This window comes from Novosphingobium sp. HII-3 (genome assembly GCF_002916655.1).
In the GTDB taxonomy this organism is placed as follows: Bacteria; Pseudomonadota; Alphaproteobacteria; order Sphingomonadales; family Sphingomonadaceae; genus Novosphingobium; species Novosphingobium panipatense.
On the sequence record NZ_PPSM01000036.1, the window covers coordinates 97,204 to 116,815 of the forward strand.

Annotated in this window: 17 protein-coding genes, 1 tRNA gene and 1 riboswitch; of the genes, 9 read left to right on the forward strand and 9 right to left on the reverse strand. The window is 63.1% G+C overall.

Annotated elements, in window-relative coordinates; all coding sequences use genetic code 11:
- Positions 1 to 42: 42 nt before the first annotated feature.
- The 7 genes from dusB to hflX all read left to right on the forward strand — a co-directional run bounded on the left by dusB (position 43) and on the right by hflX (position 9,482).
- Positions 43 to 1,074 (forward strand): tRNA dihydrouridine synthase DusB, encoded by a 1,032-nt coding sequence (gene dusB, locus C2R25_RS13450; protein WP_103729700.1) that lies wholly within the window; start codon positions 43 to 45, stop codon positions 1,072 to 1,074.
- Positions 1,071 to 2,189: a nitrogen regulation protein NR(II) gene (locus tag C2R25_RS13455; protein ID WP_103729701.1), complete on the forward strand. Its 1,119-nt coding sequence runs from the start codon at positions 1,071 to 1,073 to the stop codon at positions 2,187 to 2,189. Before dusB ends, C2R25_RS13455 begins: the two co-directional genes overlap by 4 nt.
- Entirely contained in the window at positions 2,186 to 3,637 is a 1,452-nt protein-coding gene (locus tag C2R25_RS13460) for a sigma-54 dependent transcriptional regulator (RefSeq protein ID WP_103729702.1), read from the forward strand. Before C2R25_RS13455 ends, C2R25_RS13460 begins: the two co-directional genes overlap by 4 nt.
- A gap of 123 nt (positions 3,638 to 3,760) precedes the next feature.
- Complete coding sequence (locus tag C2R25_RS13465) at positions 3,761 to 5,956, forward strand: ATP-binding protein (protein ID WP_103729703.1); 2,196 nt, start codon at positions 3,761 to 3,763, stop codon at positions 5,954 to 5,956.
- 31 nt (positions 5,957 to 5,987) lie between these two features.
- Entirely contained in the window at positions 5,988 to 7,385 is a 1,398-nt protein-coding gene (locus C2R25_RS13470) for a sigma-54 dependent transcriptional regulator (protein ID WP_103729704.1), read from the forward strand.
- 143 nt (positions 7,386 to 7,528) lie between these two features.
- Positions 7,529 to 8,104 carry an RNA chaperone Hfq gene (gene hfq / locus C2R25_RS13475; RefSeq protein WP_103729705.1) on the forward strand — a complete coding sequence of 192 codons (576 nt, stop codon included), beginning with the start codon at positions 7,529 to 7,531 and terminating at the stop codon, positions 8,102 to 8,104.
- A 16-nt stretch (positions 8,105 to 8,120) separates the two neighbouring features.
- On the forward strand, positions 8,121 to 9,482 hold the full coding sequence (hflX, locus tag C2R25_RS13480) for a GTPase HflX (protein ID WP_103729706.1): 1,362 nt from the start codon (positions 8,121 to 8,123) through the stop codon (positions 9,480 to 9,482).
- Positions 9,483 to 9,485: 3 nt separating this feature from the next.
- Here the strand turns inward: hflX and mazG are convergent, their stop codons facing one another.
- From mazG to C2R25_RS13525, 9 genes are all read right to left on the reverse strand, one after another.
- Positions 9,486 to 10,250: a nucleoside triphosphate pyrophosphohydrolase gene (gene mazG / locus C2R25_RS13485; protein ID WP_103729707.1), complete on the reverse strand. Its 765-nt coding sequence runs from the start codon at positions 10,248 to 10,250 to the stop codon at positions 9,486 to 9,488.
- 61 nt (positions 10,251 to 10,311) lie between these two features.
- Positions 10,312 to 10,494, reverse strand: coding sequence for a hypothetical protein (locus C2R25_RS13490; protein ID WP_103729708.1), 183 nt, complete (start codon positions 10,492 to 10,494; stop codon positions 10,312 to 10,314).
- The gene (locus C2R25_RS13495; protein WP_103729709.1) at positions 10,491 to 11,273 is read right to left on the reverse strand and encodes an MBL fold metallo-hydrolase; all 783 of its coding nucleotides are present in this window, start codon (positions 11,271 to 11,273) and stop codon (positions 10,491 to 10,493) included. The genes C2R25_RS13490 and C2R25_RS13495 overlap by 4 nt, the downstream gene beginning before the upstream one ends.
- Positions 11,270 to 12,061, reverse strand: a complete 792-nt coding sequence (locus C2R25_RS13500) for a TatD family hydrolase (RefSeq protein ID WP_103729710.1) — start codon at positions 12,059 to 12,061, stop codon at positions 11,270 to 11,272. Before C2R25_RS13500 ends, C2R25_RS13495 begins: the two co-directional genes overlap by 4 nt.
- Positions 12,061 to 13,620: a methionine--tRNA ligase gene (metG, locus tag C2R25_RS13505; protein WP_103729711.1), complete on the reverse strand. Its 1,560-nt coding sequence runs from the start codon at positions 13,618 to 13,620 to the stop codon at positions 12,061 to 12,063. Before metG ends, C2R25_RS13500 begins: the two co-directional genes overlap by 1 nt.
- An 81-nt stretch (positions 13,621 to 13,701) precedes the next feature.
- Positions 13,702 to 14,673 (reverse strand): AAA family ATPase, encoded by a 972-nt coding sequence (locus tag C2R25_RS13510; RefSeq protein ID WP_103729712.1) that lies wholly within the window; start codon positions 14,671 to 14,673, stop codon positions 13,702 to 13,704.
- Positions 14,670 to 15,311 (reverse strand): dTMP kinase, encoded by a 642-nt coding sequence (tmk, locus tag C2R25_RS13515; RefSeq protein WP_103729713.1) that lies wholly within the window; start codon positions 15,309 to 15,311, stop codon positions 14,670 to 14,672. The genes C2R25_RS13510 and tmk overlap by 4 nt, the downstream gene beginning before the upstream one ends.
- The gene (locus C2R25_RS13520) at positions 15,308 to 16,465 is read right to left on the reverse strand and encodes a D-alanyl-D-alanine carboxypeptidase family protein (RefSeq protein ID WP_103729714.1); all 1,158 of its coding nucleotides are present in this window, start codon (positions 16,463 to 16,465) and stop codon (positions 15,308 to 15,310) included. Before C2R25_RS13520 ends, tmk begins: the two co-directional genes overlap by 4 nt.
- A gap of 242 nt (positions 16,466 to 16,707) precedes the next feature.
- Positions 16,708 to 17,733, reverse strand: coding sequence for a lytic transglycosylase domain-containing protein (locus tag C2R25_RS13525; RefSeq protein ID WP_103729715.1), 1,026 nt, complete (start codon positions 17,731 to 17,733; stop codon positions 16,708 to 16,710).
- Between the two features lie 446 nt (positions 17,734 to 18,179).
- Between C2R25_RS13525 and C2R25_RS13530 the strand changes: the two genes are divergently transcribed.
- Together C2R25_RS13530 and C2R25_RS13535 are read left to right on the forward strand one after the other, a co-directional pair.
- Positions 18,180 to 18,689, forward strand: a complete 510-nt coding sequence (locus C2R25_RS13530; RefSeq protein ID WP_103729716.1) for an energy transducer TonB — start codon at positions 18,180 to 18,182, stop codon at positions 18,687 to 18,689.
- A gap of 406 nt (positions 18,690 to 19,095) precedes the next feature.
- Positions 19,096 to 19,185: transfer RNA gene (locus C2R25_RS13535), tRNA-Ser, on the forward strand.
- A 178-nt stretch (positions 19,186 to 19,363) separates the two neighbouring features.
- Positions 19,364 to 19,606, forward strand: a riboswitch (cobalamin riboswitch).
- Positions 19,607 to 19,612: the final 6 nt, after the last annotated feature.

Consider the following 19,612-nt stretch of genomic DNA (forward strand, 5'->3'; position numbering starts at 1 on the left):
CCACTATGCGCTGCCTGTTTTTTAGGCAGTGTTGCGCAGACCATGACTCAGATGCCCGCTTCCCCGGCGCTCAAGCCGATCAACGTCGGTCCTGTGACGATCGATTGCCCGGTCGTGCTCGCGCCGATGACGGGTGTTTCCGACCTGCCGTTCCGCCGAATGGTCCGCGCCTTCGGCTCAGGCCTCAACGTGACCGAAATGATAGCCAGTCCTGCGGCGATCCGCGAGACGCGCGTCTCGATCCAGAAAGCCATGTGGGACAAGGTCGAGGACCCGGTCTCCATGCAGCTCGTGGGATGCGACCCTGAGCAGATGGGAGAAGCGGCCCGGCTGGTCGAGGATCGTGGCGCCGCCATCATCGACATCAACATGGGATGCCCCGTGCGAAAGGTCGTGAATGGGGATGCGGGCTCCGCGCTCATGCGCGACGTGCCGCTTGCCACCCGTCTGATCGAGGCGACGGTGAAGGCGGTGAAGGTGCCGGTCACCGTGAAGATGCGGATGGGCTGGTGCCATGACAGCCTCAACGCGCCCGAGCTGGCCCGCATCGCCGAGGATCTCGGCGCGCGGATGATCACCGTCCATGGCCGCACCCGCAACCAGATGTACAAGGGCGAAGCCGACTGGGCCTTCGTCCGCAAGGTAAAGGACGCCGTATCGATCCCGGTGATCGTCAATGGCGACATCTGCACCATCGAGGACGCGGCGAAGGCTCTGGAGCAGTCCGGCGCGGACGGCCTGATGATCGGCCGCGGTTCGTATGGGCGCCCATGGTTCCTCGCGCAGGTCATGCAGTGGTGGCGCGGGCAGTCGGTGTCGGCCGATCCCACCGTTGCCGAGCAGTACGAGATCATACGCCGCCACTACGAAGACATGCTGGACCATCACGGCGGTGAGACCGGCGTCAAAATGGCGCGCAAGCATCTTGGCTGGTATATCAAGGGCGTCCGCGGATCTGCAGAGTTCAGAAACAAGGTGAACTTCATTGCGGATCCCGATGAGGTGCTCCGCGAGCTGGCGGAGTTCTACGCCCCCTACCGTGACAGTGGCGGCGGGCAGTTGCAGGCGGCATGAGGCTGGAGGGCAACTCGGCAATACCGGAAGCCCAGCGGCTGCTTGCAAGTCTGCCGCACGCCATGGTGCTGCTGGAGGATGGCCTGACCATCGCCGCCCTTAATCCTGCGGCCGAGCAGTTCTTCGGCCAGTCCGCCCGGCGCCTCATCGGCACACGGCTGCGCGACATCATGACCATATCCGATCGGCGCTTGCTGGATCGCCTTTCCGACTCCGAAGCGCCCGTGTCGGCCCGCGAAGTGGTCGTGCAACTCAAGGGGCGCGGCGCCCGGCGCATCGATATCAACGTGGCGCCGGTGGCGGACAGTCCGGGCTGGCAGGTCGTGACCTTGCATGACAACACCGCCGCGGATGCCTTGGGCGATGATCCGGGCGCGCCGGATGATGCGGTCCTGCGCGGTCCGGAGATCATGGCGCACGAGATCAAGAACCCTCTGGCCGGCATTCGCGGAGCGGCGCAGCTTCTTGCGCGCAAGATCGGCGAGCGGGATCGGGCACTTACCGACCTCATCACGGGCGAAGTGGATCGTATTGCCAATCTTATCGAACGTATGCAGAAGCTTAGCGGCCGAACTGCACCTCCCGTCGAGGCCTGCAACTTGCACGAAGCGGCGCGCCGGGCGATCGACGTCATGAACGCTGCGGAGGGTGTGCGGCCGACGTTTCGCCTTGTCGAGGAGTTCGACCCGTCCCTGCCGCCGGTTCTCGGCAGCCCGGACGGGCTTGTACAGGTCCTGATAAACCTGCTGACGAATGCGGTGGACGCATGCAAGAACGCCGAAGAGCCGCGCGTGACCATCCGAACCCGCTTTGCGAGCGGTCTTCAGCTTCAGATCGCGGAGGACGGAGCGCCGCTGCGGCTGCCAATCGAGGTCCGCATCAGCGATAACGGTCCCGGCATTGACCCTGCGATGCGGGACCACATCTTCGAGCCTTTCGTGACGAGCAAGAACTCCGGGCAGGGGCTCGGGCTTCCGCTGGTTCGAAAGCTGGTGCGCGACATGAACGGTCGCGTCACGCATGACCGCGACGAGGAAAACGGCCTGACTCACTTCCGCATCCACCTGCCGCTGGCTCCTCAGGCGCGCGCACGAACCCTGGAGAGCCGGCCGTGAATGTCCTGCTGGTCGAGGATGATACCTCCATCGCCATCGTCATTACCGCGGCGCTGGAGGCGGAGGGCTTTTCCGTCTCGCACTGCCAGACGTTGGCGGAACGGGACAGCATGCTGAGTGAAGGACGGTTCGCCGCGCTGGTGACCGATGTGATGCTTCCCGACGGCGACGGGATTGAGACCATCGATCGGGTCCGGGAGCATCATCCGCAGATGCCGATCGTCATTCTGTCGGCACAGAATACGCTCGATACCGCTGTCCGAGCCACGGACACCGGCGCCTTCGAATACTTTCCCAAACCCTTCGATATCGATGAACTCGCGCGCACCGTGCGGCAGGCCGCCGGCGCCGCGCAGGGTCAGACGATCGGAGAGGAGCCGGTTATCGAAGGCCTACCGCTGGTCGGCCGCAGTGCGGCCATGCAGTCGGTTTTCCGCATGATCACGCGCGTGCTGCGCAATGACCTGACGGTGCTGATTCTCGGAGAGTCGGGCACCGGCAAGGAGCTCGTTGCCGAGGCGATACACCAGCTAGGGCATCGCCGGTCGGGACCCTTCATCGCGGTCAACACTGCCGCGATACCGGCCGAACTCATCGAAAGCGAGTTGTTCGGCCATGAAAAAGGCGCCTTCACGGGGGCCGTGGCCCGTCACGTCGGCAAGTTCGAGCAGGCTGCGGGCGGTACGCTCTTCCTTGACGAAATCGGTGACATGCCGATGCAGGCGCAGACCCGCCTCCTGCGTGCTCTTCAGTCCGGCACCGTGCGCCGCGTGGGCGGGCGCGAGGAGATCCGCCTCGACACACGGATCGTCGCTGCCACGAACAAGGATCTTGAGCCCGAAATCGCCGCAGGCCGCTTTCGTGAGGACCTGTATTACCGGCTCAACGTAGTGCCGATCAACATGCCGCCACTGCGTGATCGCCCGGATGACATCGACGCTCTTGCCCGTCACTTCCTGCTTCATGCGGCGAACGAGGGGCTGCCCCGCCACCAGCTGACGCCGCAGGCAGGCGAACTGCTCAGCCGTCAACCATGGCGCGGCAATGTCCGCGAACTGAAGAACTTCGTCTACCGTCTCGCCTTGCTTGCGCGCGAGGATGTGATCGACGTTGAAAGCATCGTCCCGCTATTGGCGCAGGAGCAATCCGGTGCGAACGGCGACAGCACCGGAGGAAGCGCTCAGTACGGTGAGGGCAGGGCGCATGGCGCCTCGGCCAGCATTGACGCTGCTGTCGAGGCATGGCTACAGGCCACCCGCCCGGCGAGCGGAACGATCTACGGCAGCGCCATGGCCGCCTTCGAGCGGCCGCTCTTCGCGCAGGTTCTGCGCGAGACCGCCGGCAATCAGCTGCGAGCCGCGCAGGCGCTGGGGATTAACCGCAACACTTTGCGCAAACGCCTGGGCGAACTGGCGCTCGACCCCGAGGAATTCGCTCGTCGTCCTTAAAGCGGCCCTTGTGGATTTGCACTTGCAGGCAGGCCACAGTCCTGTTGTAACAGGGCAACGATGAACGAGGGTCCGGTTCCTAGACAGGCGCGTAAGCGGGCGTGGCCACGCTGGTGGCGGCGCATGCAGTTGGCTGCTCGCCGGGCCAACTTCTTCGCCGTCATGGAGGTGCTTTCGGTCCTTGCCTTCCTGGTTATGACCGCAACGACCTGGTACGCGCTCAACGGCGGTGGAGACCGGCGTGAGCTGCTGCCGTCCAACCTGACGGCAAGCCTGCTCGTCGGAACGCTCGTGCCGGCGATGGCGATCCTGGTTCTGCTGGGGCGGCGAATGGCACTGCGCCGCGCGGCTGAAAACATCAGCGGCGGCACCGGCCAGATGCACGTCCGGCTCGTTTTCATTTTCTCGCTGATCTCGGCCATTCCCACGCTGCTGGTGGTCATCTTCGCTTCTTGGCTGTTCCAGTCGGGCGTCGAGTTCTGGTTCTCCGACAGTTCGCGCGGGCTGCTGGAAAACGCCAACAAGCTGGCCAGGGGCTATTATGACCAGACACTGCGGGACGTTGGCTACGAATCCGTCGCCATGGCCACAGACGCACGGGACGAACTCAGCCAGGTACCGGTCGCGAGCCGCGAGTTCCAGACCTTCCTTTCCTATCAGGTCGTCCGCCGTAACCTGAGCGGCGCGGCCATCATCCAGATCGACCGGGGCGGGGACCAGCGGACCCCGATCATCGTCGATCCGGTCGGCGTTGCCGAGAACAATCGCATCAGCAAGGACGGGCTGGACCGGCTGGACAAGGGCGAGCCCTATGTCGTCAATGCCCGCGACAACCGCATCGTCGCCGCTGCGCCCATCGAGCGGTCTTCGGGGGTCTATCTGCTTGTCGTGCGCAGTTCCGACCTGCTCTCGCTCAGCCAGGGGGAGCGGGCGGAGAACATCGTTCAGGCCTACGAGGTGCTTACAAGCCGCGCCCGCGTGCTCCAGTTGCGGTTCAACGTGGCGCTCTTCGTGGCGTCGCTGGCGCTGGTGGGCCTGTCCGTCTGGTTCGCGCTGCGGTTCGCCGACCGGCAGGTGGAGCCGCTCTATGAACTGGTGGACGCGGCCCGCGGTGTTGGCGCGGGCAACTACACATTACGCATCGAGAGGCGAACCGGCGCGGACGAGATTGGGCTGCTGAACCGCGCCTTCAACCGCATGACGGCGCAGATCGACAAGCAGACGCAGGCTTTGCTTGGCGCAAACCGCCAGCTTCACGAGCGCAGCGTCTTCATCGAAGCCGTGCTGGAATCAGTGACCTCGGGCATCATCTCGCTGAACGAGCAGGGCCGTATCCTTCTGATGAACTCGACGGCGCAGAAACTTCTGACCGATGGCACAGGCACCGCACCGGAGGGGATGCTGATCGCCGAAGTCGCGCCCTCACTGGCTGCACTGGTGGAGCAGGGCGCTCCCAGCGGCCTGGTCCAGTACAACCGCGGAGGTGACCTCCTGACGCTGGCCGTCAAGACCAGTCGCGATGCCACCGGCCACGTCATCACGTTCGAGGATATCACCCGCCAACTGATCGACCAGCGGACGGCCGCCTGGTCCGATGTGGCGCGGCGCATCGCCCACGAGATCAAGAACCCGCTCACCCCGATACAGCTGGCGACGGAACGGCTCAGCCGCCGCTATCGCAAGCAGATTACCGACAATCCCGAACTGTTCGAGGATCTGACCCGAACCATCATTCGCCAGGTGGGCGATCTGCGCAAGATGGTGGACGAATTCTCCTCCTTCGCCCGCCTTCCCAAGCCCGTGTTCCGTCCGGAGGATCCGGTAGCCCTCGCGCGGCAGGCGCTTTTCCTCCAGGAAGTGGCACGGCCCGACATCGATTTCCGCTTCGTCGCGGAGCGTGACATCGGCCTCATTGAGTGTGATCGCCATCAATATGGGCAGGCGATGACAAACGTGCTCAAGAACGCCGTCGAAGCCACGGAAGCCAAAGCGAACGAGGCGCCACAAGACTACCGCGGCACAATCACGGTGGAGGTGCTCGAGGAGGATACATCCATCCTCGTGCGGATCACGGACAACGGCATCGGGCTGTCGCAGGACAAGGAGCGCCTGATCGAACCCTATGTTACCACGCGTGAGAAGGGCACGGGCCTCGGGCTGGCGATCGTCAACAAGATCATCGAGGAACATGGCGGCGAAATGACCTTCGCAGCGGCGGCCGGTGGCGGAACCACCGTGGCGATGCGCTTTGCCCACAACCCGCTCTCGCACGAGACTTCCGGTTCGTTGCCGTTCCGCAAGCCGGAGGCAGCGCAGTGACCCGTTTCATCCAGACGAAGAAGATTGGCTCATGGCACTAGATATCCTGATCGTCGACGACGAGCGCGACATCCGCGAACTGGTCGCCGGCGTGCTGAGCGACGAAGGCTACGAATGCCGCACGGCCGGTGACAGCGAATCCGCTTTGGCGGCTGTTGACGCGCGCCGTCCTTCGCTGGTCCTGCTGGATGTCTGGCTTCACGGCAGCCCCATGGATGGGCTGGAAGTGCTGGACGCCATCAAGGCGCGTGAACCGGAACTGCCGGTGATCATCTTCTCCGGCCACGGGAACATAGACACTGCCGTCGCGGCCATCTCGCGCGGGGCCATGGACTTCATCGAGAAGCCTTTCGAAGCCGAGAAGTTGCTGCATCTGGTCGCCCGAGCGACCGAGACCGAGCGGCTGCGCCGAGAGAACGCCCAGCTTCGGCAGGGCGTTTCCACGGGCGAGGAGTTCAACGGCTCCAGCGGCGCCATCAACCAGGTGCGCGCCACGTTGAAGCGCGTGGCCAACACCGGAAGCCGTCTTTTGATCACCGGGCCCGCCGGCTCGGGCAAGGAGGTGGCCGCGCGGCTGCTTCACGCCTGGAGCCCCAGAGCCGGCAGCGCCTTCGTCAGCGTGAACTCGGCACGCATCACCCCCGAGCGGTTCGAGCAGGAACTGTTCGGTGAGGAAGTGGATGGGACACTCGTTCGGTCCGGGCTTCTCGAAAGTGCGGATGGCGGAACACTTTACTTCGACGAGGTGGCGGACATGCCGCTGTCGACACAGGCGCGTATCCTGCGTGTGCTCACCGATCAGGCGTTCGTCCGTGTCGGCGGTACCCGGCAGATCCGGGTGGATGTCCGCGTCGTCTCCTCCACGTCGCGAGACCTCGAGAAGGAGATCGCCGAGCGCCGCTTCCGCGAAGACCTGTTCTATCGCCTTAACGTCGTGCCGATCTCGATCCCCGCCCTGCGCGAACGGCGCGATGACATACCCGCACTGGTCGACCATTTTTTCGCCCGGTATGCCAACGAGCAGGGCGTGCCGCCGCCCCAGGTCAGCGGGGAGGCGATGACCGCATTGCAGGCTTACGAATGGCCCGGCAACGTGCGCCAGTTGCGCAATGTCGTCGAACGCACAGTGATCATGGCCCCGCGGGAAAAGCTCGCGACGATCGAGGCGGACATGCTACCGCCGGAGATCTTCAACAGCCGCGGCGGCAGCGATGCCGGCGCCTCGGTCATGATGAGCGCGCCGTTACGCGAGGCGCGCGAAAGCTTCGAACGTGAGTATCTGCGCGTGCAGATACGGCGCTTCTCCGGCAACATCTCCAAGACTGCCGCGTTCATCGGGATGGAGCGATCGGCGCTTCATCGCAAGCTGAAGCTCCTGGGCATGTCCGAAAGGCGGGAGGACGAACCGGACCTCGATGAGCAGGCCTGAACCTGTGTAACATTTATGCTACAAAAACGCGGTTTACTGCACTGCAGCAAGTGAGTACCTTCCGATTCGAGAACGGTTGCCGTCACGAACGGGGCCAGATTGCGGACCGCATGGGCGGCCGCCAAAAAGACGGAGAATGAGACATGGCTGGACGTACGCTTTCGGCGCGCCCCAAACCCACCCCGCCGCCGGCTCCCGAAGTCGAGGAAGCGGCACCGCCGGTAATCACCGCTCCCGCTGGGAAGGGTGGCCAGAACCTGCAGGACCAGTTCCTGAACTTGCTGCGCAAGAACAAGACGCCTGTCACGATGTTTCTGGTCAAGGGCGTCAAGCTGCAGGGCATCGTCACCTGGTTCGACAACTTTTCGATCCTTTTGCGCCGGGATGGTCAGTCGCAGCTCGTCTACAAGCACGCAATCTCCACCATCATGCCCTCCACTCCGGTCGATGCCGGCCAGTTCGGCAGCGGTCCGGAGAACGCGAAGAAACAGCGCGTTCTGCAGGATGTCTTCCTCTCCAGCATTCGCAATGCCGGCGTGCAGGTGACGATGTTCCTCATCAACGGCGTGATGCTGCAGGGCCGCGTCGCCGCCTACGACCTCTTCTGCATGCTGCTGGAGCGTGAGGGGTACGTACAACTGGCCTACAAGCATGCCGTCTCGACCATCCAGCCGGTAACCCCGGTGGATCTCCAGGCGCATGAAGAGGCTGAAGACTGAGAGAAGCTGAACCGATTTGAACGATGAACTCAAAGGTGAGGTCACGCGCGGCGCGCGTGCCCTCGTTGTATATCCTCAGATGCGGGGCCGCGGCGATCTTGATCCCGAGGCCCGGCTGGAGGAGGCAAGAGGCCTCGCGCTTGCGATCGGTCTGGTCGTGGCCGAGGCGATGGCGATCGTCATACGTGAACCCCGCGCGGGCACGCTTTTCGGCGAAGGCCAGATCCAGAACATCGCCGCCGCCTGCGAACTCAACGAGGCGGAACTGGTCATCGTCGACGGTTCGCTCAGCGCCATCCAGCAGCGCAATCTCGAAGAAAAGCTGAAGCGCAAGGTCATCGACCGCACCGGTCTTATCCTCGAAATCTTCGGCGAGCGGGCAGCGACCGCCGAAGGCCGCCTCCAGGTGGAACTGGCGCACCTCGATTATCAGGCCGGACGGCTGGTCCGCAGCTGGACTCACCTGGAACGCCAACGCGGCGGCTTCGGCTTCCTCGGTGGCCCGGGTGAAACACAGATCGAGGCGGATCGACGCATGATCCGCGATCGTATGGCGAAAATCCGTCGGGAGCTTGAGCAGGTTCGCCGCACCCGGGGGCTCCACCGCGATCGCAGGGAAAAGGCGCCTTGGCCCGTGATCGCGCTCGTGGGCTACACCAATGCTGGCAAGTCGACGCTGTTCAACCGCCTCACCGGTGCCGGCGTCATGGCCGAGAACCTGCTTTTCGCAACGCTCGACCCGACCATGCGCGCCATTCGGCTGCCGGGCTTGGAAAAGGCCATTTTGTCGGACACGGTGGGCTTCATCTCCGATCTTCCGACACAGTTGGTGGCGGCCTTTCGCGCTACCCTTGAAGAGGTTACGGCGGCGGACGTGATCGTCCACGTGCGTGACATAGCGAACCCCGACACCGAGGCGCAGAAGCGGCAGGTGCTGGAGGTGCTGTCGGACCTTGGCGTTCTCGGTCTCTCGGACAAGGATGCAGCTGGAGAGAAGGGGGATGCCGGAGAGGCGGCCACGGAGCCGTCGATCCCTATCATTGAAGTCTGGAACAAGTGGGACCTTCTCGGCCCGGCACAGGCCGAAGCTCTTCGCGAGGCGCGGGAGCATCGTGAAGGCGAGACGATCGTGCCGCTTTCCGCGCTGACCGGGGAAGGGTGCGATGTCCTGCTCGAGACCGCAGGGCGCAAGCTGACGCAGGACGCCCGCGTCTACAGCTTTGTCCTTCCCGCTTCCGATGGACAGCGCATCGCCTTCCTTCACGCGCGTGGCGAAGTCGTGTCGGAGGAGGAGGCCGGAGAAGGTGACGGCGGGCCGCAGATCCGGCTCCAGGTCCGGATGTCCGAACGGGAGTTCGGGCGCTTCAAAGCCCTGTGAAGATCACTCGTCGCGCTTGACAGCCTGCCAATAGCTCTCCTGCTTGTCGAGCGGGAGAGTTGCGAAGTCCTCGTCTGACGACCTGGCGAGTTCTTCCATCGCGCGGAAACGCCGTTCGAACTTGGCGTTTGCCGCGCGAAGGGCGTCTTCGGGGGCAAGCCCGTTCAGACGGACAAGGTTGACCGCTGCAAACAGGAGGTCACCGGCTTCCTCCAGCCGTTCGGCGTCAGGAGCGTCCGCCAGTTCGGCCATTTCCTCGTGAACCTTGGCCGCTGCACCTTGGGCATCGGGCCAGTCGAAGCCGACCCGCGCGGCGCGCTTTTGCAGCTTTTCAGCCCGCAGAAGCGCCGGCAGCGCCAGCGCCACGCCGTCCATCGCGCTGGTCTCACCCTTGGCCTCGCGTTCCTTTGCCTTGAGGTTTTCCCAGCGCTCGGTCTGAGTCGAACTGGAGGTATCATCGCCGAAGATGTGGGGGTGGCGAGCTTCGAGTTTCGCTGCGATTGCCGCCGCGACATCGGCAAACGAAAAGTGACCGAGTTCTTCGGCCATGCGCGAATGAAACACGACCTGAAGAAGAAGATCTCCCAGTTCCTCGCGCAGAGACGACATGTCATTGACGGCAACAGCCTCCGCCACCTCGTAGGCTTCCTCGATCGTGTATGGAACGATCGAAGCGAAGGTCTGCTTCGTGTCCCAGTCGCATCCGGTCTGCGGATCGCGCAGCCGGGCCATGATGGAAAGAAGACGGTCGATTTCCTGATGCTTCATTGCGAACCCGTCGAAGAACGATAATGATGATTATGTAAAATCAAGGATGGGGCGACGAGGCTTACGGCCGGCTAAGGCCCAGCATCTGCACAACCACAACCATTGTGACGATGATCGCAGCCCAAACCGCCGCCAGCTTCAGTACGCGGCTACGATCAAGGCTGCGAATCTCGGAATTGCGCAGCACCAGAAACAGCCATCCCAGAAGCGTGATGATCGAGACGATCATGGCGGCCTGTGTCATGGCGTAACCACCAGTCCGTCATACCCGACGATGACGTTGTCCGGCACGGCTGCGGACAGCGTCGCGTAGTCCATGCTCTTGTCCAGATGCGTCAGCACGGTTGTACCGGCACGGCAGACGTCCGCCAGCTCGAGTGACATGGCAAGGTGCGCGTGCGTGGGATGCGGTTCGCGGCGCAAGCAGTCCACGACCAACACGTCGCAACCGTAGAACAGGTCCACCATGCCTTTGGTGATCTCATTGAAATCCGTCGCATAAGCCACTGATTTCCCGTCGGCGTCGAAGATGAAGCCGGTGGAATCCATGCCGCCGTGAGGCATCTGCACGTGCCCGACGCGGAACCCTTCGCACAGACGCAGAGTGTCGAGGTTCTCGAGCGAGACAAGCGTGGGGTAGCCGTATTGTCCGGCAAAGACGTAGCCGAAACGCTGCCTCAGGCGCCGCACGGTTTCTGCGTGGGCATAGCCGGGTATCGGGCCTGCACGGCCATACCGTAACGGGCGCAGGTCGTCGATGCCGTGGCAGTGGTCCGCATGATCATGCGTCCAGAAGACAGCGTCGAGGCGGTGTATGTCGTTGGCAAGAAGCTGCGAACGCAGATCGGTAGGGGTGTCGACCAGGATGCGCGCACCTGCATCGCTCTCCAGCACGATGGCCACTCGCGTCCGCCGGTTGCGCGGCTCGGCGGGGTCGCACAGTCCCCAGTCCGCGCAACCGCCCTCGCCCCCAAGCCGCGGTACTCCGGTCGATGTGCCACTGCCCAGGATGGTGACCTTCATGCAAGCGCCGCCTGGTACTTCGCCTTGGTGAACAGACTGAAGAAGTTGCGCGTGGTGGTCTCGCCCAGGCTTTCGAGGCTCACCTGCCGCAGATCGGCAACGAAACGCGCCGTGTCGGCGGTGAACGCAGGCTCGCATTTCCTTCCCCGATGCGGGACGGGGGCAAGGAAGGGCGAATCCGTTTCGACCAGCAGCCGATCTTCGGGGATGGTCTTCACAACCTCTTGCAAGTCCTTGGCATTCTTGAAAGTCACGATGCCCGATATGCTGATGGTAAGCCCAAGTTCCAGCACTTTTCGGCCGAACTCGGCGCTCGCGGTGAAGCAGTGAATGAGGGCCGGGAAAGCCCCCTTCCCCAGTTCCTCCTTGAGAATGCGGGCAGTGTCTTCTTCCGCATCCCGTGTATGAATAATGATCGGCAGCCCGGTCCTGCGGGCCACGGCGATGTGCGTGCGGAACAGGGCCTGTTGCACATCGCGATCCGATTTGTCGTAGTAGTAGTCGAGGCCGGTTTCGCCGATCCCGATGACGCGCGGATGCGCAGCGGCTTCGAGGAGAGCCCCCTCGCCCAAGTCGGCATGATGATCGGCTTCATGGGGATGAATGCCTACCGATGCCCAGACGTCAGGCTCTCTGCTGGCGGTGGCGACCACGCGATCCCACTCCGCCTGCCGCGTCGAGATATTGAGGAAGCCCTTGATACCGGCCTCGCGCGCACGCGCCAGAACAGCCGGCTGATCCTCGACAAGGCCTTCGTATTCGAGGTGGCAGTGGGAATCGATGAACATCAGGCTGCGGCCTCGACGGGAAGCTCAAGGCGCGGGAAGACACCCTGGGGCTTATCGACGCGGAAGCCGGCCTCAACGAGAGCGCTGAACCATTCCTCATCAACGAGCGCCGCATAGTTGCGGTTCTCTGCATCCTGACCCATCTGGTCGAGCAGCGCATCGATCGCGGAAGGAACGACGGGACGAACGGCGATGGCAAGATCGCGGACGACCTGGAAGAGTGTCATGAGCACGGCTTCCATCCGGGCCGGGTCGCTCTTGCGCAGCGCCCAGGGTGCCTGATCGTCAACGTACTGGTTGCAGGCGAATACACCCCGCATCCAGGCCTCCAGGCCGGCGCTGAAATCAAGGGCATCAAACGCCCTGCGAAGACCGGCAATGGCTTCCGCAACGGCTGCACGCAGTGTGCGGTCAGCCTCGGACACTTCCGAGGGTACCTTGAGTTCGCCATCCATGTTCTTGAAGATCATGGAAAGGCTGCGCTGGGCGAGGTTGCCAAAGCTGTTCGCCAGTTCCGCATTCGCGCGTGTCACGATCGCTTCCGTCGACCAGGAGCCGTCCTGGCCGAAAGCCACTTCGCGAAGGAAGAAGTAGCGAAGCGTGTCCACGCCGAAGGTTTCCGCCAGCGCGATGGGATCGGTGACATTGCCGAGCGATTTTGACTCCTTCTGGCCTCGGTTCAGCAGAAAGCCGTGACCAAACACCTGCTTTGGCACGGGAAGATCGGCGCTCATCAGGAAGGCTGGCCAGTAGACCGTGTGAAACCGGACGATGTCCTTGCCGATCAGGTGCAGGCTGGCTGGCCAGTACCGCGCAAAGTCGCCGCCCTCATCGGGAAAACCAAGACCGGTGATGTAGTTCGTAAGCGCATCCACCCAGACATACATCACGTGGTTGTCACTGCCGGGAACCTTGATGCCCCAGTCGAAGCTTGTGCGCGAAACGGACAAGTCGCGCAGTCCGCCTTCCACGAAGCGCTGGATCTCGTTGCGGCGGCTCTCGGGCCGGATGAACTCACCCGAGGCATAGAGATCGAGCAGCCTGTCCTGGTAACGGGAAAGGCGGAAGAACCACGATTCCTCGACCGTCCATTCAACCGGAGTGCCTTGGGGCGATAGCTTCGCGCCGTCTTCGCCGACCTGAAGTTCGCTTTCGTCGTAGTAGGCCTCGTCACGGACGGAGTACCATCCTTCGTACCGGTCGAGGTACAGGTCCCCGTTCGCCTCCATGCGCCGCCAGAGTTCCTGCGTCGCGGCGTGATGGCGCGGCTCGGTCGTCCGGATGAAGACGTCATAGCTGATGTTCAGAGCATCGCACATGCTTTTGAAATAGGACGACATCTCGTCAGCCAGGGCGGCCGGAGTCACGTCCAGATCACGGGCCTTCTGCGCCATCTTCAGGCCATGTTCGTCCGTCCCGGTCTGAAACCGGACGTCGAACCCTTCCGCCTTCTTGAAACGGGCGATCACATCGGCGGCGATCGCTTCGTAAGCGTGGCCGATGTGCGGCCGGCCGTTGGGATAGCTGATGGCGGTGGTGATGTAGTAGGGCTCGCCCATGCGGCGTCGCGCTTTCCTGACTGGTGTTGCAGATCGGTTTTCAGGCGCGTCATTCACCTGGTGATACCACGAAAAAACACGCTAACGTGCGGCTTCTCTAGGCATTGCCACCGATGCCAGCAACCCGCCAATTTCCATTATAAGCAAGCCGGCATCGAAATTGTAGGTGGGCGCCTGCGTCCCAAGCTTGGTCAGCACGCCATGCGCCTCGATGATGCGGAGTTGCCGGGCCCGGGGGGCTTCGCGCAGTTCCTGTATCAGAACAGCCCGTGCCAGCTCCAGCGCGGCAAGCTGCCGGTCCCGCGCTGGACGTGCACCCATCTCGTCGGCAAGCCCTCCACGCAGGACGAAGTCCGCATCGCCGTCGCGCAGGATGCGCATCATGAGGCTGTGCATGGCCCCGAGGTCGTGCTCGACGATGTCGAGCGCCACGCCGGGTGCTCCCTGTGCAGCGGCGATGGCCGCCGCACGGGACGCCGCGTCCGCTTCGGGCGCTTCGCGCTGGATCATCGCTTCGATCTCGTCCGGCGCGAGGGCGGAGAACCGAAGAACACGGCACCGCGAGCGGATCGTGGGCAGCAAGCGTCCGGGCTGGTGCGTGACGAGGAGGAAGTACGTGCCCGCCGGAGGTTCCTCCAGCGCTTTCAGCAACGCGTTCACGGCGCCTTTTTCCATGTCATCGGCAGGGTCGATGACGATAGCGCGCCGGGCCCCCATCGTGGGTTTGGTCGCGAGGCGGCGGATCATCTCGCGAACCTGATCGACGGTGATGTTCCGCTTCGTCTGGTACGCCTTGCCTTCCGCCTTCTTCTTCGCTTCGTCATCGTTGGCAGGAAGATGCTGGAGGATGTGTATGTCGGGATGGAGCTCAGGGTCGACGGGCTTCTCATCGTTGCGGACCAGTTCGGCCGCCGCTGCACGTGCGAAGGCGCGCTTGCCTAGGCCCTTGGCTCCGGCAAGCAGCCAGGCATGGTGCATCCGCTCAGACCTGATGGCGGACAGCCACTCTTGCCACGCGGCCTTCTGACCTATGAAGGATGTCCCTTCGTTCACGGCAATATCGGAGTGAGCGCCGCGAGTATGAGGGCATGCGTCGTCTGCGGATCGCCATCCCCCTCGATGCGGGCGAACCGCTCCGGCTCGGATTGCGAGATCGTCCGAAACGCGCCCGCAACCCGCGCGTGATAGGCCGCGTCCCTCCCGCCGATGCGATCGGTCCTGCCCTCGTCCCGCGCCGCGAGCCGGCGCATGGCGACATTGGGCGACACTTCGATCAGCACGGTCATGTCGGGAACAAGCCCTTCACTGCCGATCGCGTGAAGCATCCCGATGTCCGCATCGGAAAGCCCGCCGCCGCCGCCCTGATAAGCGCGGCTTGAGTCCAGATAGCGATCGCAGATGACCCAGGCGCTGCGGGCAAGGGCTGGACGAATGAGACGGTGAACGTGATCGGAACGCGCAGCGGCGAACAGAAGCGCTTCGGCGCGCGGGTTCCAGCCATCGCCACCGTCGCCTTCCACGCCTTCTAGCAGGAGCGAGCGGATCGCTTCCGCTCCGGGCGTGCCGCCGGGTTCGCGGGTGCTCACCACCTCCACCCCGCGCTGGCGCAGGGCGTCCGCGAGCAGGCGCGCCTGGGTGGACTTGCCTGCCCCTTCGCCGCCTTCGAGAGCAATGAAACGGCCCGGCATCATGAGATCAGGTTGGCGAGGCCGTTGAGCAGCCTGTCCAGCCAGCCCGCCTTGTTAACGTCGCGGCCGGCAAAAAGCGGGACGCGTCCCGGCTCAAGGCCCTCGACCTGGATCTCGAGTTCACCGATCTGCTGTCCTTTGCGGACGGGAGCCTCGATCGGTCCCTTGTAATGGACGGAAAGGGTGATCCGAGGCTTCACGCCGTGAGGGATGGTTGCGTGAACCTGGCGATTGGCAACCAGCGGCAGTGTGCGGCGGTCACCGCCCTGCACCCGGGCTTGGGCGACGGTCTGGCCCTGGTCGAACAGGGGGCGTGTGTCCCAGGCGGCGAAGCCCCACTCGAGCAAGGCGCGGGCGGCATCGTCCCGCACCCTTGGCAGCGGCGCGCCGGCCAGTACCATGACAAGCCGACGCCCACCGCGTTCGGCCGTGCCCAGGAAGTTGTAGCCGGCTTCACGGGTGTAACCGGTCTTTATGCCGTCCGCGCCGGGGACGACGCCAACTGTGGGATCGTGGCTGCGCATGTGAACGTCACGCCAGACCCAGCGCTTATGTCCGGAGAACTCCCGATACAGGTCAGGGTAGCGGGTGATCATCGCGTCGGCCAGCTTCACCAGGTCGCTTGCCGTGACATAGGTGTGGCCCTCGTCCATCCAGCCATTTGGCGTGTTGAAGTGGCTGCGCGTCATGCCAAGGCGGCCGGCCGCATCGTTCATCTTCGCGGTCCACGCCGCGACGCTGCCGGCGTAGCCCTCCCCCAGAACGACGGAGGCGTCGTTTGCGGAAGCGGTCATGATACCATGCAGCAGATCGCGCGTGGTCGGCCAATCCTTCGTAGTCAGGTACATGTTCGTACCTTTTGCGAACCATTCCCGCTCCGTCTCCGGGCTTTCGTTGAACTTGCGGTCTAGGCTGAGGCGCCCCGCACCGATTTCCTCAAAAGCTACATAGGCCGTCATCACTTTCGTGACGGAGGCCGGGAGAAAGGGCGTGTCCGCATGGCGCTTCTGCAGCACCTGCCCGGAGCCGAGATCCACGAGCAGGATAACGGGAATGGGCGCGAGTTGTGCGGGCGGAACCGGCATAGCTGCGGCAGAGGCGCTGACGGGGGTGGCAAGGACAAGCGCCAGTGTCAGGACATTGGAAAGTGACTTCAAGACCCGTATTCTCCCGCGCCGTCCGACGCCTGACTCTGCGCGGGAGACTGGTAGAAATCAGTCCGCGCAGGAGGATTCGCGCATCCCTATAGCCCGCGCCCCGGCACTGCTCCAGCGTCGGGGCAGCTTTTGCACGGTTGGCGTTCGGCACGAGTGCTGGCGGCACGAATGGCCAGGTGGTGATACGCCGCAACTGGGGTTACGTGCTGCAGAACGGCATGCTTCCGGCAGGAGCGTGCCGTTTACCGGGCGATTTCGTCCGCAAGCAAGCCCACGGACATGGCGTAGTAGTTCGAGCAGTTGTACTGGAGGATGACGCGGTAATTGCCGCTCAGCAGATAGGCGGGCGTGCCAGGGCCGTCTGGCTGAAAGAAGGATACCAGCACATCGTTGCCGATGGTTCCTTGAGGCGCAACGCCCAGCGCTCGCCATTGCGCGACGGTCTTCCACTGGGAGTGGCGCGCATGGACGGCCTTGCAGCTTGGTGAAGACAGCTTCGTGGCGTAAGCAGCGGTGTTGAAGTCAGCAGGTACGCTGACCCGGACGCCCCACGGCTGGCCCTGACGCCATCCCGCGTCCCGGAAGTAATTGGCGATCGATGCCAGTGTATCCGCGGAACTGTTGAAGATGTCGGCCCTTCCGTCGCCATCGCCGTCGACAGCAAGCCTCAGGTAAACGGTCGGCAGGAACTGCGGATAGCCGAAGGCACCGGCCCAACTTCCCTTGAGCTGCGAACGGGGAACGCCGCGATCGACCATCTTCATCAGGGCGATGAGTTCACCTTCGAACAGCTCCCGGCGGCGCCCCTCCCACGCCAGAGTCGCGAGCGACCGCGCGAGATCGAAATCGCCCGTGTAGCTGCCGTAGTTCGTTTCATGCCCCCAGATCGCGAAAAGCACCGAGGCCGGCACCCCATAGCGGCGCTCGATCCCCGGCAAAATGGAAGCGAGCGAAGCGTAGCGCGCCTTGCCTCGAGAGATGATCGAGCTTCCCACGTGCTGCGCAATGTAAGGCGCCAGCGGCGGCGGAGCGCCACGGCTGCCTGGTTGCGAACTGTCGAGGGCGATCACTCTTTCGTTCGGTGTGAGGCCGGACAACACCGATGCGATCGCACTTTCGCTCACCCCCTGCACCCGTGCCCGTGAAGCTACCTGCTGCAGGTAATCGGGGAAACTGGTGGACTGAGCACAGGCGGGAACCGCCGGCAGCGCAAGAGCAACAACAAGAAGGGCTTTGCGCAGAGATCGCGGAAACATGGCAAAAGTCATCGCGACGCAACTTCGCACAAAGCCCTGCGGTTGCAAATGGTGAAGGACATGCGTCGGGGGACATCCACCGCATGCTGCATGGTCTTCATCGACACTCCGCCCCTCGCGACAGCGCAAAAACCGGCCCTTTGTGCCGAGCAGCCAACTTGCCTCCCTACGCCATGTGAGGATTGATCGTCGGCTTCGCCACGTACCGAACGGTTCGTCCATACGGTTGGACGGAGCCATGATGTACGTGATCGGGAACAGTGCTTTAAAACAAAGATTTACTATCGCAGATACGCGGCAACATAATATTTCGTAAAAATACTAGACCACAGAACAAATATGGCGCAGTCTACCCCGGTCACCGAGTCCCGCGCTTGATATACAAAGCCCGCTCGTACAGGTGGCGTCCGCCCAAAGTGTTTTCGCCTTTCATAGCGACCTACTTGGGACATTGTGCCATGAAAAGAATAGCAATTACCGCCTGGGTGGCGGTGGCAACAATACTGCCCTACGGATCGACAGTTTCCGCCCACGCCGAAACGATTGTCACGGCTTCTCCGCCAACTTTGGCAAGCTGGTCCGATCGCGTTTTCAAGGATATCGACCGGGAGATCAGGTATCCCGAGCCTTTCGGTCCCCAGCGGCCAAGTAGCGGCGTGGTGGCCGTCAAGTTCAACTGCAGTGAATCCGGAGCGCCGGCTGGCGTCGCGCTCCTCAAATCGTCAGGACACCGTGATCTGGACCGGGAAACTTTGAGAGCGGTCAACAAGATTGCCACGCTTCACCCCCTCCCGCCCGGACTGAAGCATGACCAGTTGTATGTCGTCAGAGTACTGTACGCCAATTCCCACGGCGAGGCAGAGCGTCAACTTGCGAAGATGAGAGAAGAAGCCGCTCAAAGCAACGCGTGGTACAATCAAGGAGAACAGCTAGCCGGCGTTCTGGAGCTTGTCCCTTCAGGGGGGTAGTCCAGCAGACCAAGTCGTCCTTACACCACCTGCGCCCCGTTCTTCGGTTTCAACCCGATCCCCCGAAGGACGGGGCTTTTTGCCGCATTATAAAAGGCCTACCGTCGCATGACACGCGTACAGCGGCTGCTTTGATTCCGGCAGCGCATACCCACCTGCCCCCTGTCCTCTCGTTGAGATTTGGAAGATATCGACGCAATTGCTTCGAGCAGTGGCGGACAGACCTTGTATGCTCCGCAAAAACAGCTAGGGCACTCAACCATCAGACAGACCGAAGAGTACCGGCCTATCTGTCGTCCGAAGCGCCAGCCCCGAAGGGACGGCACAGAAGGCGACGCGCACCAAGCGGTTCCATCTTGATGGCGAACCGACGAAAGTGCAGGATCGGCAGGACTAGACGGTATGCGGACAGGTGGCCGAGTGGTTTAAGGCAGCGGTCTTGAAAACCGCCGTGGGTGCAAGCTCACCGTGGGTTCGAATCCCACCCTGTCCGCCAGCCTCTTCCCGGCAAACACGTCCCTGTGTTCTTTTATTCAGGGGCGACAAGCGCTCGATTTCGCCGTCCAGGCGCTTGCCATACCATCGTATCGTCTGGGCGTGCCCGAACGATGCATTCTGCGATTGGCTTTCCTCGCGCAGCGCCCTATGAGCGGCGGCGAATGTTCGCGTGTGCGGACGTTCATGATCGCGCTGGTGTCCGAGAGGACTTAAAACGGGAACGCGGTGCGGATGGTTCACGCCATCCCAATCCGAGGCTGTCCCTGCAACTGTGAGCGGTGAGCGAAGTGCACATTGTCTGCCGTGCCATCGGCAGACAGGTCACTGGATCGAACGCATGAAGATGCGAGATCCGGGAAGGCCGTGCATCAAGCGATGACCCGCAAGCCAGGAGACCGGCCAGCGCACCGGTCGCTCTTGCCTTG